The organism is Roseobacter sp. (genome assembly GCF_024639605.1).
Classification (GTDB): domain Bacteria; phylum Pseudomonadota; class Alphaproteobacteria; order Rhodobacterales; family Rhodobacteraceae; genus Roseobacter.
In genome coordinates this window covers 1-12,296 of record NZ_JAHEHZ010000103.1, presented here as the reverse complement: position 1 = coordinate 12,296, position 12,296 = coordinate 1, and the positions used below count along the sequence as shown (strand labels likewise).

15 protein-coding genes are annotated in these 12,296 nt (G+C 60.8%); 10 read left to right on the top strand and 5 right to left on the bottom strand.

Features of this window, described 5'->3' with window-relative positions:
• The 4 genes from Q0M35_RS13180 to Q0M35_RS13165 form a co-directional block, all read right to left on the bottom strand.
• A partial coding sequence (locus Q0M35_RS13180) for a DUF1206 domain-containing protein (protein ID WP_295316033.1) occupies positions 1-519 on the bottom strand: 519 nt, incomplete at its 3' end.
• A gap of 149 nt (positions 520-668) precedes the next feature.
• The gene (locus tag Q0M35_RS13175; protein WP_295316032.1) at positions 669-1,616 is read right to left on the bottom strand and encodes a ParB N-terminal domain-containing protein; all 948 of its coding nucleotides are present in this window, start codon (positions 1,614-1,616) and stop codon (positions 669-671) included.
• Positions 1,616-2,947, bottom strand: a complete 1,332-nt coding sequence (locus Q0M35_RS13170) for a ParA family protein (protein ID WP_295316031.1) — start codon at positions 2,945-2,947, stop codon at positions 1,616-1,618. The genes Q0M35_RS13175 and Q0M35_RS13170 overlap by 1 nt, the downstream gene beginning before the upstream one ends.
• 31 nt (positions 2,948-2,978) lie before the next feature.
• Positions 2,979-3,905, bottom strand: coding sequence for a helix-turn-helix domain-containing protein (locus Q0M35_RS13165; protein ID WP_295316030.1), 927 nt, complete (start codon positions 3,903-3,905; stop codon positions 2,979-2,981).
• A gap of 642 nt (positions 3,906-4,547) precedes the next feature.
• On the opposite strand from Q0M35_RS13165, the gene Q0M35_RS13160 reads away from it, so the two are divergent.
• The 5 genes from Q0M35_RS13160 (at position 4,548) to Q0M35_RS13140 (ending at position 7,680) form a co-directional block, all read left to right on the top strand.
• The gene (locus Q0M35_RS13160) at positions 4,548-4,946 is read left to right on the top strand and encodes an STAS/SEC14 domain-containing protein (protein ID WP_295316029.1); all 399 of its coding nucleotides are present in this window, start codon (positions 4,548-4,550) and stop codon (positions 4,944-4,946) included.
• Positions 4,947-5,013: 67 nt separating this feature from the next.
• Positions 5,014-5,478 carry a CreA family protein gene (locus Q0M35_RS13155; protein ID WP_295316028.1) on the top strand — a complete coding sequence of 155 codons (465 nt, stop codon included), beginning with the start codon at positions 5,014-5,016 and terminating at the stop codon, positions 5,476-5,478.
• Between the two features lie 116 nt (positions 5,479-5,594).
• Positions 5,595-6,044 carry a GAF domain-containing protein gene (locus Q0M35_RS13150; RefSeq protein ID WP_295316027.1) on the top strand — a complete coding sequence of 150 codons (450 nt, stop codon included), beginning with the start codon at positions 5,595-5,597 and terminating at the stop codon, positions 6,042-6,044.
• 275 nt (positions 6,045-6,319) lie between these two features.
• Entirely contained in the window at positions 6,320-6,502 is a 183-nt protein-coding gene (locus Q0M35_RS13145; protein WP_295316026.1) for a hypothetical protein, read from the top strand.
• A gap of 434 nt (positions 6,503-6,936) precedes the next feature.
• A complete protein-coding gene (locus Q0M35_RS13140) occupies positions 6,937-7,680 on the top strand; it encodes a DUF533 domain-containing protein (RefSeq protein WP_295316025.1) in 744 nt (247 codons plus the stop codon).
• 84 nt (positions 7,681-7,764) lie between these two features.
• Here Q0M35_RS13140 and Q0M35_RS13135 read toward each other — a convergent pair whose 3' ends face one another.
• Positions 7,765-8,214 carry a DUF2383 domain-containing protein gene (locus Q0M35_RS13135; protein WP_295316024.1) on the bottom strand — a complete coding sequence of 150 codons (450 nt, stop codon included), beginning with the start codon at positions 8,212-8,214 and terminating at the stop codon, positions 7,765-7,767.
• A gap of 182 nt (positions 8,215-8,396) precedes the next feature.
• On the opposite strand from Q0M35_RS13135, the gene Q0M35_RS13130 reads away from it, so the two are divergent.
• The 5 genes from Q0M35_RS13130 to Q0M35_RS13110 form a co-directional block, all read left to right on the top strand.
• Positions 8,397-8,813, top strand: a complete 417-nt coding sequence (locus Q0M35_RS13130; protein ID WP_295316023.1) for a CopG family transcriptional regulator — start codon at positions 8,397-8,399, stop codon at positions 8,811-8,813.
• A gap of 30 nt (positions 8,814-8,843) precedes the next feature.
• Positions 8,844-9,911, top strand: coding sequence for a PHB depolymerase family esterase (locus Q0M35_RS13125; RefSeq protein ID WP_295316022.1), 1,068 nt, complete (start codon positions 8,844-8,846; stop codon positions 9,909-9,911).
• Positions 9,908-11,032, top strand: coding sequence for a C45 family peptidase (locus Q0M35_RS13120; protein WP_295316020.1), 1,125 nt, complete (start codon positions 9,908-9,910; stop codon positions 11,030-11,032). Before Q0M35_RS13125 ends, Q0M35_RS13120 begins: the two co-directional genes overlap by 4 nt.
• 68 nt (positions 11,033-11,100) lie before the next feature.
• A complete protein-coding gene (locus Q0M35_RS13115; RefSeq protein WP_295316018.1) occupies positions 11,101-11,883 on the top strand; it encodes an SDR family oxidoreductase in 783 nt (260 codons plus the stop codon).
• A partial coding sequence (locus tag Q0M35_RS13110; RefSeq protein ID WP_295316016.1) for an alpha/beta hydrolase occupies positions 11,880-12,296 on the top strand: 417 nt, incomplete at its 3' end. The genes Q0M35_RS13115 and Q0M35_RS13110, both read left to right, overlap by 4 nt.

The window sequence follows — 12,296 nt, the reverse complement described above, 5'->3', positions numbered from 1 at the left end:
AGCGCACATGGTAAGAACACCAGCGATCCCGATCGCCCAGACACCGCCCGGCGAGGCCATGATTTTGCCGATCACGCCTTGCGTGCCGCCGGACCCGCCCGACGATGCACCAAGCGTTGTGAGGGCCAGAATACCAATGCCGAGGTGTACGACACCGGTGACGAGCATGCCTGCGCGGGCGATCAGGCCCTTACCGTCCGTGCCGTAAGCTTCAAGGTCCCAGATGCAGTCAATCAGTCTCCAGGCGGCATAACAGGCCATGCCCAAAGCGATCAGCACAACCACGAACCAGGCATCCCCGCTGAGCCGCTCCATCACGGATTGCGTACCTTCGGCCTGACCGCCCGACGCGATCGACCAGAGCGAAAATCCGGCCACCACCAAATAAACCAGCGCGCGCCCGGCATAGCCCGCGCGCATGACCGGCACTGCCCAGCGAAAATCGTCAGGGTTCACTTTTTCGAGGATTTTGGCGCGGGTGGACTGGGCGTCGATGGCCAGAGTATCGGCGAGGCTCATAGTGGTCTCCTGTGTGAGTAGTGCGGCCCCGGCAGGTGAGCTTCGCTCGCGCCCGAACACTGTTCGTGAGATAACGCGCGATATGCTGTCAGGTTCCGGAGGTTATCCGCCCCCTGCCCCGAACAACACCATTAAGATACTGTATTAATTTACTTTTTCCTGATCTGATATTTCATTACTACCTTGGCGATATCAACCAGCATCGCTTCAAGATCCGCATCCGCCACCTTCGCATTCTTCATCCGTATGGCATAGCCGCCTTCGCCTTTGCGCGCCGTCATAGGAATGCCGCGCACGTCAAAACGTTGTGGCGTATCGCCGGTCAGCACTGCGGGCAACAGCGGTTTCAGCCGCTCTCCGCGTTTAAGCTTCGGGATGATCGAGCGGTACTGCCGCTTGGGCGTGGTGGCGATGTCAACCTGCTCCTCGATGGTCTCGCGCAGCTCCAGACAGGCAAGGCCCAGCGACACATCACCCTGCGCGGTGCCAAGCCGTTCAGCGATCTCCGACTGGGTCATTTCCTGCAGGCTCTGCGCCAGCAGTCCGATCGACAGAAGCTCTTCAAATCCGGTCAGGTCCCGCCGCATGGTGTTCTCGTGAAACCGCTCTTCGAGGTCGGCAAGGGTGCGGTCCCCCTCCTCCGTCGCCACGATCGCCAGCACCTTACGTCCCAGCTTGCGGCAGGCCTCAACCCGCCGGCGTCCGGATTGCAGCACAAAAATATCGCTGGTCTCCAGCGGTTTCTGCGGGTCGGCTTCCCAGCCCGTTTTTGCCGGGCGCACACGCACCGGCTGGGTCTGGCCGCGGCGCTCGATATTGGCCACCAGACGGTCGAAATCCTCGTCCTGCTGCCAGCCCGTCTGCCGGTCACTGCCCACCTCATCTGTGATTTGCCCAGGGTCCAGTTCCAGCGCCACAGTGCCCGCCATAACCCCGTTTTTCAGGGATCCGTGGGCCTCTTCGATGCGCTGTTTCAGCATGTTCATCGCTGACCCGGCCCACATGCCGCCCATGCCGCCTTTACGGTCTTCAATGGCCTCTGCGGGTGTCTGCGTCTCTTCTTCAACCGCGGCGTTGAGTTTGCGTTTCCGGGCCATCAGTTCCAGCGCTCCCTGATAAATGTTTCGGCATATCCACGGGTTGGCAGATCCGGCATGATCCGCTCCACCAACGCGTCATTGACCGCATTTGCATTCGCCATGAAAGCCCGCGCGGAGGCGCGCCGGGTCTTGGGCGGCAGGTATTCGTAGATGCTTTTATACTCTTCGGCAGCGTTGGCGATCGCGTCTGAACGGCTGTACCAGACCTGCATCACCTCGCGCGGCGCCTTGCGGTACAGATCGAGGATCTGGTCGGTGTCCTGGTCGTTCTGCTCCTGCACAATCGTCGGCAGTACCATGTGACGCCCGCCGCCTATCTCGATGTCGGATTCGAACCCCATAATGAACTCCAGATACTCTCCGATGTTTGAAACATAGGTCGCCAGCGTCGCAAGATCGAAGCCCTTCATGGTCTGCGGAATCACCACGCTGTCAGCAGCGATCAGGCCGTTGAGCTGCATCAGCGTCAGCGAAGGCTGTTGATCGATCACGATCACATCTACGGTCTCATCAAGCGCCCGGGCATAGGCCGCGTGATCAAATTCGCCATTATCTCCGCGGATATTTTCCACGGTCGTGACAGGCGGGTAAGCCGCGTCCCAGGCCCTTATCGCGTTGCGCAACACGCCATATACCGGCACCTTTGCTTTCTGAGACATAAAGAACAGGCTGATGTCGCCGTTCTGAATATTAGCGCCCCCAGGAATGAGCCTTACGCCCGGCCAGGGCGTCGGTTGCCAGACGGAATTCAGCGTTTCAGGATCAGGTGTTTCCAGCGACACAGTGGCCGGATCATCGACGCCCATGAAGTCCGCGAGCGTCGGCGTGTCGTGCTGAAAAAGCGGCAGTTTCTCGTCTGCAAAATAGAGGCTGACCGTGGCCTGCGGGTCCGCATCGATGACGCCCACGCGCAGCCCGTAGTTCAGGTTGATATACTGTGCGAAGTGCGCAGCGGTGAGCGATTTTCCCGTGCCGCCCTTCTGCGCGCCGAAGGTCACCACCTTTACGGGTTCGCCGGGTCGTCGCCAGTGCAGATAGGGTTTGCGCGCGGCCTTATTGGAGCCGATGAGCGCGCGGATCAGCATAATCTCAGACGGTGAGAAAGTGCGCTCACGGCCCCGGCGTTCGCCTGCGGGGAAGGAGGGCTCTTCACCCGAGATCCGCGTCAGATAGGTGGTGTCAACGCCCAGAAACTGTGCTGTTTCAACCATTGAAAAACGCCGCGCCACACGTGTCCGCAGTGTCAGATCGCGCTGAAGTTTGGTGTTCACCGCGCCCATAACCCGGCTCATATTCCGGATAAACTGTTCGAACTGCCCGTATGCCATCTGATTATATCCGCGGATATTTCATTTTTTCTCAGGCCTGCGCCCGGTATTTTTCTGGTTCCACAGAACAGGAGTGCCGGAAGGTCTGCAAGCTCTTTTGCGCCAGTTCCCACCTTTTGAGGTAACTTCTGAGCACTGCATTTTTGCTTGCCTCCGTTGCCGTTCCCGCGGCCCTGACGAGCTTGATGAACATTTCATCAGTTGGGGGGCGCTGCCAGTGCGAGGGCCACTGCGAGGACAGCTTTCGCAAGAGCAGGGCGAGTTCCGGTTCAGACAGCCTGAGCGATATCAGATGCGACGTCTGGGTGGCCAGAATGTCGGCTGGAACCGATACACCGAGATCAGTCCAGAGCCGGACCAGATGCGCAGACACAACGGCCTCTGTGAGCACTTCAGGCGGTAGGCTCTTGTGCAGAATGTCGCGCGTACTTTCGCAAAGAGCGGGCTCAGGTTCTCGGGCCGCAGCAGGGTAGGGCGCGCCGGCAAAACAGCGCGCCCATTTGCGGATGAGCTTGTCTTTATCAGTCTCTGAAGGCTCCTCAGAGTGGTTTTTAAGGATATGATTTTTAATCTGAGTCATGCGTGCATCTGGCTGAACACTGCGTTCAGTTTTCCGGTCGGGCTGCAGCGATGGTCTGCGCAGGGATGCGCGCCAGTCCTCCCAGAACGTCACCCGGTATTTCAGGCGATAGTTATACCCGTTTGCGGTGCGTTGCTCCTGGGTATCTACCAGCCCTGCCGCGCGCAGATCCCGGATGTATCCGGAAACCGCAGAGCGCGACCGGCCGAGGCGCTCACTGAGTTGTTGCAGGGACGGCCAGCAGAAACCTTCGGTATTGGCCATACGGCACAGCTCGGCCAGAGTGCGGAAAGCACCGGGCGTCAGGTCGAGATCCATGATCTCTACGGGCAGCGCAACGAAGCCTTTGCGCGGGTTAAATGAAAGCTGCTCAGACATTTTTTCCTCGATCCGGCAATGCAAAAAGCTTGCAGGTTTAGGGGCGCCGGACTATTCTGAGTGTGAGAAGAGTGAATATCCGACAGGATAATTGCTTGGGGCCGGGGGGTTGCAGCCGCCCGGCCTTTTCTGTTGCTGCCCTACATGCCGACCTCCCTGATCGATGCAGACAAAGCTTCTCTGACGCGGCAATCCGCGGTACTGTATCTGAGTGCTCTGCTCACTGCGCCACCTGCTCTATGCACGGCTTTGCGCCGCTTATTCATGGTATTGAGTGATATATAGCCCTGAATACCATGTTTAACGCAAGAGATTCTTCTTATCGGGGCGTCCCCGCGTGTCCGATCCCCTTAGTTTACAGGGGTGCCGCGACCGGAGCCGCCCTGTAAACGGGCTGTTCGCACAGGTCGGGAGCATATCGACGAGGCAAAACGGCGAATCAACAATGCGGTAAGCCACCGTAACAACGGCACGAAAATGCGGCGATACGCCTGTTGCGCAAACAGCGCCCGGGCGGCGTGCCGTTGCGAAATCACCGGCGCCGGATATGAACGCTCCAACCTTGCATCTGCAGACCGGCGGAACCGCTGTGGCGGTCGCGGCGTTGATCTCAGAACCCAACAAACGGGCAGGAGATCCGCTGTGCAATATTCTGAGTTCGGGTCGGTGGCTGAAATCCCGACGACAACAGACGACACCTTTGCCTTCACCGTAAAGGGGCATATCGGAGAGGAAACCTCCGAAGTACTCGCGGCCTATATGAACGATGTCTTTGACCGGCACGATGACGTCAGCATGCTGCTGGACCTGACGGAATTTACGGGCAGCGACAGCAGCAGCATTCTGAACCGGGAGGTCCTCAAATCCCGGTTGCGGTCGCTGACCCACATGAAGCGCTATGCCGTGATCGGAGCGCCGGAAGCCGCCGGGCGGATGATCAGCCTCTTTGACCACCTGATCCCGGTCGAAGCGAAAGCATTTGCATCTGACGAAACTGACGCGGCCTGGGCCTTTGTCGGCGCACGTCCCGCCGCAACATAATGATCGCGGGCGGGCAGGGGGCGGACCTTTGTCTGCACCCGCTCATACCGCATGTAAGGAGATCCTGATGACACGTTTCACGACCGCGCTGGCCACACTGCTGATTGCCGGTACAGCCGTCACCGCCGAGCAGGTCGGCAATGTCGATGTCGACTGGCTGGGCAATGATATCATCGTCGAAGCCTTTGAAGATCCGGACGTTCAGGGCGTCACCTGCCACGTTGCTTATTTCGAGCGTGGGCTTATTGACCGTCTGCAGAAGGGCAACTGGTTCGAGGATCCGTCCAATTCGTCAATTTCCTGCCGGCAGACCGGCCCGATGACCATCGGCGACATCGACCGCTCTGATGAGGGTGAATCGGTATTTTCGGAACGCCGTTCGATCATCTGGAAAACCCTGCAGATCAGGCGCATTTTCGACGAAAAAAATCAGACGCTTATTTACATTGCGCATGCCCGCGAAATTCAGCAGGGCTCGGCCAAAATGTCGATATCAACCGTGCCGCTTTACGAAATACCGGGGTCTTCATAGGGTGCCGGTGACGCAGGGTCACATACGTCACAGATTAATGCGGCAGGGTCTGGCAGGAAGTATAACACGTCCTACTAAGCGACCCATGCTGATTTTTCTCAGAAAGCGGCCCGCCTGTGACAGTACAGTTTACCGATACGATTACCCCCCTTGTGCAGACGCTCGCCCGCGTGCGCGAGAGGCTGGAGAGCGACCGGGTTTTTGCCACCGTTGTCACCGGCAGCGGTCACGTGATCTATGCCGACGACACAATTCAGAACGGCCGCAGCGGGACGCCCGTGGGGACACGGGGAGAAACGCTGCCGGATCTGGTGTTGCAGATGGATTTTCCGCTGGTCGTGGACAACATCTTTTCAAATCCGGCCACGTCACGGATGAACTGGAGCCTGCCCGGGGGACTGGGCGCTTATATGGGCGTTCCGGTGCACGACCATGACGGCACGCTGCGGGGCACGGTTTCCGTGTGCACGCGCAGACCGCGCCACTGGAACAGCGCCGATGTGGCGTATTTCGCCGGTGCCGGGCCGGAGATTTCAAAGCTTTTACATGCAGAGGCGGTCTGGTGATGACCCCCTTTTCACCGAATGCGCGCGGGCCGGCTTTGCTGTCCGGTCCGACGCGCGTGGCTGCGCGGCGGGTGCGGCGGGGGTATCACCTGCCCGATATGTCGCGCCCGTCGTTGCACGTTTCACGGCGCTCCGTTTATTGCGGGCGCGGTGTTCGTATCCCGCAAGACACGGGCTGGCAGAATTGAGGCAGACGGGGCATTGGCGTCCCGGATCAACAGTGTACCACAGAAAAACTTCCGGGTGCGGTTTGATAATAATTACAGGAGGTTGCAGTGAATAAAGAATGGTTCACAACAGTACTGGCAGACCTGCAGCGTTGCGCGCGGGAAAATAATCTTGAAATGACGGAAGAATATCTGCGCTGTGCGCTTGAGGTTTTCCCCAAGGAGGAGGTGCACCTGCGTCTGGTCACCAGCAACGGAATCTTACTCGGCGACTGCGACCAGAGCGCCTGAAGGCGCGGCACAAAAAAAAGCCCGCCGGCACGAAGACCGGCGGGAACTGGTTACTTTGATCGCCGTACGGGCGGTCACCAGGTGGCTGGTCGGCGACGTCGGGGAACGGTCGCGGACAGGCCAGAGTGCGGGGTCAGACAGACGAGGCAGGAACGGCTGACCGCATTCACAAAGGTAACGCCATCCCACCCTGTTGGTTCCCGGCGAATTAACATTTTTTTAATTTTTTCCGGCGGCCGTATCTGTGCGACAGATCTGGCGTATTTCGGGTTGTGCGCAGCTTTTCGCGGCACCCGCGGGACCGGGCAGGGGGCTTTGACATGCGCGGGGCGGAACTGCCGGGGTGCGCCGCGCATTGGGTCCCTGAGGGGGGGTTCGTGTGCCGCTGTGGTGCAGACCCGATCCGCGAAAAGCTGACAGCAAAGGAGATGAATATGTCGATCAAGAGAATGGTGACCAAGCTTGCCCTGGCCTATGCCGCGACGAAAGGGGCAGAGGCGTTCCGCAATATGGGCGGTATATCGGGTCTGAAAGACGCGCTGCAGGGCTCTACAGGGCCCGGTGAGGCGCGCGGTGGCATGCAGGGCCGCATCGGCGGCGACAGGGCATCGGGTGCCGGGGGTCTCGGCAGTATCCTCGCGTCCCTGGGGCAGGGCGGTGCTACGGACGGTCGTGAGGCCGGGACGGGTGGTCAGATCAGCCCGCAGAACGCCAGCCTCGGCTCTCTCTTCGGGATGCTCGCCGGTGCTCTGGGTCAGCAGGTTGAGCCACAGGCCGCAGCCCGCGATCTTGACCGCCAGTTCGAGGTCAACGATGCCGAAGCGGAGAGCGATGCCCGCCCGATCCTGCGCGCCATGGTGCACATGGCCCGTGTGGACGGCCACATCGATGAAGCGGAACAGTCAGCGCTGTTCGATATTCTTGATGACGCCTCGGACGACGAGCGTGCGATGCTGAAGTCCGCCATGCGCGAGCCGGTGGATGCACAGTCGATCGCGGCTGAGACACCGCGTCATGCGCGCAAAGAGGTCTATTCCGCCGCACTGCTGATAAGCGGCCCGGACAACAGCCACGAGATGGCCTTCCTGCGTGATCTCGCGTCTCATCTGGGTTTGCGCCAGGGCGAGCTTGATGATCTGCACCGGGCGATGGGCAAGCCCGTGATCGCGATGTCCTGACCGGCTTTTCCCGGCAGATATGCACATGAAAAAGCGCCGCGGCCCGATTGCCGCGGCGCTTCTCTTTTTGCGGTGACCGGTGGGTCAGCCCATATGACGGGTGCGCTCAACGCAGTCGCGAAGCTCGTTGCGCATCTCTTGCAGGCGGGCGGTCAGGTCACTGCTTTCGACCTTGTTCACAGCGTCGTCAAATGCGTTCAGCACTTTCTGCTCGCCGTTGCGGACCTGGGCCATCACGTCCTGATCAATGTCATCGAAATACGCGCGGGCGGCGACCACCGCCTCATTGACCTGCGACATGAACGAGCCGCTCTCGCTGATGTCAAAGCCATGCTCCCTGAGAGTGGTGCGCAGCTGATCCACATGTTTTGCATGCAGGTCCAGAAACTCGCGCGCGACGGGCTCGAAGTCTTCCTGTGCTTCGGACACCAGCTTTTCAAAGCCGTTGCGCACATCTGTCAGCCGCGTCATCAGCTTTCCCAGCGCGCGTTCGGCGTCAGACCCGAAGAGTTCATTATCAGTTGTGGTACTCATTTTATCCTCCTTTGATGGGTATCGAGGATCAACCTGCAGTTGCCTGTTTCGTTCCGGTAAATCACGGTCACCCCGGCCTCTGCCGCTCCGCGCGGGCGGCACGGGTTTCTGCGGCGCAGCATAAAAGGGGTTGTGCTGATCGAAAAACATCCATATACCATCCACATGGATGGAGAATTGCTATGAGTAATGTCCGGTCGCTGCGCGACAAGCTGCCTGAGAACGAAAAGATCACGATCAATCTGGGATTTGTGGACCTCGGACGCATCGATCTTCTGGTGCGCGAGGGGTTCTATTCCAATCGCAGTGATTTTATCCGCACGGCAATCCGCAATCAGATCGACAGCCACGGTGACAGTGTGCGCCAGTCGATCGAGCGGCATACGATGGAGCTTGGCCTGAGGGATTATACCGTGGCCGATCTGCAGGCGCTGCGCGATGCGGGGGAGGTGCTGCATGTAAAAGTGGTGGGTCTGGCGCGTATCGATGATGCGGTGACGCCGGAACTGGCGCTGGAGACCATCGGATCGATCACTGTTCTGGGCGCTTTGCAGGCCAGCGCCGCTGTCAGAAAGGCGCTTGCGGACCGAATCCGGTAACCTGATTTCTAAGTAAAAAGGAAAAACGATATGTTTGAGTTCAACGCCGGCGGCCGCCGCCCGGTGACAGGAAAACTGCGCGCCGATACCCTGCGCGCCGCAAATGATCTGGTGCAGCGCACCCTGGCGAAACACGGGCTTGCGTCACCGGTAGGGGTCGCAGAACCATACGCCGGCGCAGGGAAAGCCGGCACGCAGAAGAATACATCAGCCAGACCGGCACGACCGGCAGGACGGGTCGCACAGGCGATGCGGTCTGAGACCTTTCAGAACAGCGCCGGCACCCGCGATTTCCGCATTTATGTGCCGCAAAAGGCGCAGCAGGAGGCCAGAGGTCTGGTGATGATGCTGCACGGCTGTACCCAGACACCGGAAGATTTTGCAATCGGCACGCAGATGAATGCGCTGGCCGGGGCGCAGGGTTTCATCACTGTCTGGCCCGAGCAGAACCGTGGTCACAATGCGCAATCGTGCTGGAACTGGTTCAGCCCTCAAGACCAGCAGCGCGACCGGGGGGAGCCCGCCATACTTGCGGGCATGGCGGAACGTTGTGCCGCCGAATACCGGGTGCCGTCGTCAAAGATCTTTGTCGCCGGGTTGTCGGCGGGGGCGGCCATGGCGGTTATTCTGGGCGAGACCTATGCTGATGTCTTCAGCGCGGTGGGGGCACATTCGGGGCTGGCCTATGCCTCGGCGCAGGATGTGCCATCCGCACTTGCCGCGATGGCGGGCACCGCAGCGCCGGGTGCGGCTGCAAGCGGTGCGGCTCTGACGCGGACGGTGGTTTTTCACGGATCAGACGACCGCACGGTGCAGCCCGCGAACGGCACACGGATCGTCGAGGATGCACGCGGGCGCTGGCAGGATCTGGCGTTTGAAACCGAGACATCAGAGGTGATCAACGGGCGCCGGACAGACCGGTATTCCGTCACCGATGCGGAAGGGCGCAGTCTTGTGGAGCACTGGCGCATCGACGGTCTCGGACATGCGTGGTCGGGCGGAAACTCCGGCGGGTCGCATGCTGATCAAGCGGGCCCGGATGCGAGCGCCGAGATGGTGCGGTTCTTTTTCGATACAGATAAGGAGACAGGCGCATGAGTGCGACACTGACGTTCGATGCGGTTTCGGAGGCACGCCCCGGGCCGCGCTGGCTGGCACGCTGGCACCGCTCATGGCCGGCTTATGAGGCCTGGTTCTGTGCGCGCGGCGGCGATGCCGGCCCGTCCCGGGCGGCCTGTGGGGAAGCACTTGCAGAACACATGCCGGAGCTGGTGCCTGTCTGGGAAGAGCTCACGGCGCTTGCCGGCGGTTCGGACCGGGCGGCACGGTTTTTGTCGACCTGGTGCCCGCCGGCCTATCTTGGCGGCTGCTCGCTCGCAGCGCTCGCGGATGCCGACGACGTGCAGCTTGTGCGCAATTATGATCTGTCTCCGGATCTCAACGAGGGTCTGTTGCTGCGCACCGAATGGACGGGACGTGCGGTGATGGGAATGACAGAGTTTCTCTGGGGCCTGTCGGACGGGATCAATGATGCGGGTCTGAGCGTGGCACTGGCCTTTGGAGGGCGCAGCGAGACGGGCCGGGGGTTCGGGATCACCACGATCCTGCGCTATGTGCTGGAGACCTGCGATACCGTGCCCGAGGCCCTGAAAGTGCTGGGTCGGGTGCCGTCGCATATGGCCTATAACATCGTGCTGGCCGACGCCGGGCGGCGCACTGCAAGCGTCGAACTGGCGCCCGGCGGAGGCATGCGCGTTATGCCACGCGCCATCGCCTGCAACCATCAGGATGCTCCGCCACGGGCGGACCGGCCAGGCTTCACCCGCAGTTTTGAACGCTATGCCAATCTGGAAGCGATGACCAAAGCGCCCGGCGATCTGATGCCTCGTTTTCTGAAAGCACCGCTCTTTCAGACGCGCTACGGCGAAGGGTTCGGCACGCTTTTCACAGCCGGGTACGCGCCGCTGCGGCGCACGCTTTGCCTGAGTATCGCAGGCGAGGTCTGGCATCAGTCGCTGGATGACTTCCGCGAGGGGCAGCGGGTGGCGCAGTATGACAGCACCTCTGCGCTGGTGCCGGCGCCTGAGGCCGGTCCCGACTGGAGCCGCGCTGCGTATATCGACTGGGCGGCGGTCGCGCGCGACTATGCGGCGGGGCAGGGACGCGCCATCGCGCAGTATCTGCCCGCGCCTGCACAGGAAGCCGCAGTGCTGCACTGAACGGGCCTTCCCGGGAACATTCACACCACCGGAGCGTTGGTCGTGAATGTTTCCGTGGAGGGTTAACAATGGATCTCGATATTAAAGGCAAACGTGCGCTGATCACCGGTGGATCCGGTGGCATAGGCATTGAAACGGCAAAAATTCTCAAAGACGAGGGCGTCGGAATCGTCCTCACCGATGTGGATGAGGACAAGCTGCGCGCGGTCTGTGACGATCTGGGCGTCGAAGGTCAGGTCGCTGATCTGTCAACCGTTGAGGGTGTTGAAGAGTTTTTCGACAGCGTCGGCACCGCGTTTGATATCTGGGTACACGCCGCCGGGGTTACAGGCGCCAAAGGCGATCCGCTGAAGATGACCGAAGAAGACTGGGACCACGCGCTCAACATCGATTTTATGTCGTCGGTGCGCATCGCCCGGCACCTTGCGCCGCAGATGTGCCAGCGGCACTGGGGGCGGATCGTGTTCGTCACGTCGGAAAATGTCGCACAGCCCTATCCGGAAGAAACGGTATATAACGCCAGCAAATCCGCCCTGCTGAGTTTCGCGAAAAGCATCGCAATGCAGCATTCGGGAAAGGGGCTGCTGGTTAACTGTGTCGCACCTGCATTTATCGAGACACCGATGACCGACGGCATGATGGAGCAGCGCGCCGAAGACATGGGCGTCTCGTTTGACGAAGCGGTTGAGAGCTTTCTGGAAGAAGAGCGCCCCTATCTGGTGCTCAAACGCCGGGGCCAGGTCGAAGAGGTGGCACCCACAATCGCGCTGTTGTGCAGCAACCGGGCGACTTTCACCACCGGGTCGAATTACCGCGTCGATGGCGGAGCCGTCGGGTCGATCAACATATGAGCCGGGAGGCCGTTGAGGCGCGCATCGCGGCGCACCCGGTAACGGGTAGCCCTCAGCAGATGCGACGCGCGTTTGATGCGCTGGCAGGCAGCGGGCCGGAGGGGGAGCCGGTATCCCGGGGCGGTGTCCCGGCGCGGTCCTTTGGCGCGGGACCACCGGTCGTCTGGCTGCACGGAGGCGGATACGTCTTTGGCTCCCCGCAGAGCCATGCGGCAGCGGCGACCGCTCTGGCGCGGCGCGCAGGTGTCGAGGTTTACGTGCCTGACTACCGGCTGGCGCCTGAGCACGCCTGGCCCGCGCCACTGGAGGATGCCTGCCGTTTTATCGAAGCTTTCGGCGCGCCGGTGCCGGTGGTGGGTGACAGTGCGGGTGGCCATCTGGCCCTGACGCTGGCGCGGAAAATGCCGCAGGCG

Coding starts and splice junctions, on each gene's coding strand:
- Q0M35_RS13175 (WP_295316032.1), bottom strand. CDS start 1,616: ATGGCCCGGAAACGCAAACTCAACGCCGCGGTTGAAGAAGAGACGCAG.
- Q0M35_RS13170 (WP_295316031.1), bottom strand. CDS start 2,947: ATGGCATACGGGCAGTTCGAACAGTTTATCCGGAATATGAGCCGGGTT.
- Q0M35_RS13165 (WP_295316030.1), bottom strand. CDS start 3,905: ATGTCTGAGCAGCTTTCATTTAACCCGCGCAAAGGCTTCGTTGCGCTG.
- Q0M35_RS13155 (WP_295316028.1), top strand. CDS start 5,014: ATGACACGTTTCACGACCGCGCTGGCCACACTGCTGATTGCCGGTACA.
- Q0M35_RS13140 (WP_295316025.1), top strand. CDS start 6,937: ATGTCGATCAAGAGAATGGTGACCAAGCTTGCCCTGGCCTATGCCGCG.
- Q0M35_RS13135 (WP_295316024.1), bottom strand. CDS start 8,214: ATGAGTACCACAACTGATAATGAACTCTTCGGGTCTGACGCCGAACGC.
- Q0M35_RS13130 (WP_295316023.1), top strand. CDS start 8,397: ATGAGTAATGTCCGGTCGCTGCGCGACAAGCTGCCTGAGAACGAAAAG.
- Q0M35_RS13125 (WP_295316022.1), top strand. CDS start 8,844: ATGTTTGAGTTCAACGCCGGCGGCCGCCGCCCGGTGACAGGAAAACTG.
- Q0M35_RS13120 (WP_295316020.1), top strand. CDS start 9,908: ATGAGTGCGACACTGACGTTCGATGCGGTTTCGGAGGCACGCCCCGGG.
- Q0M35_RS13115 (WP_295316018.1), top strand. CDS start 11,101: ATGGATCTCGATATTAAAGGCAAACGTGCGCTGATCACCGGTGGATCC.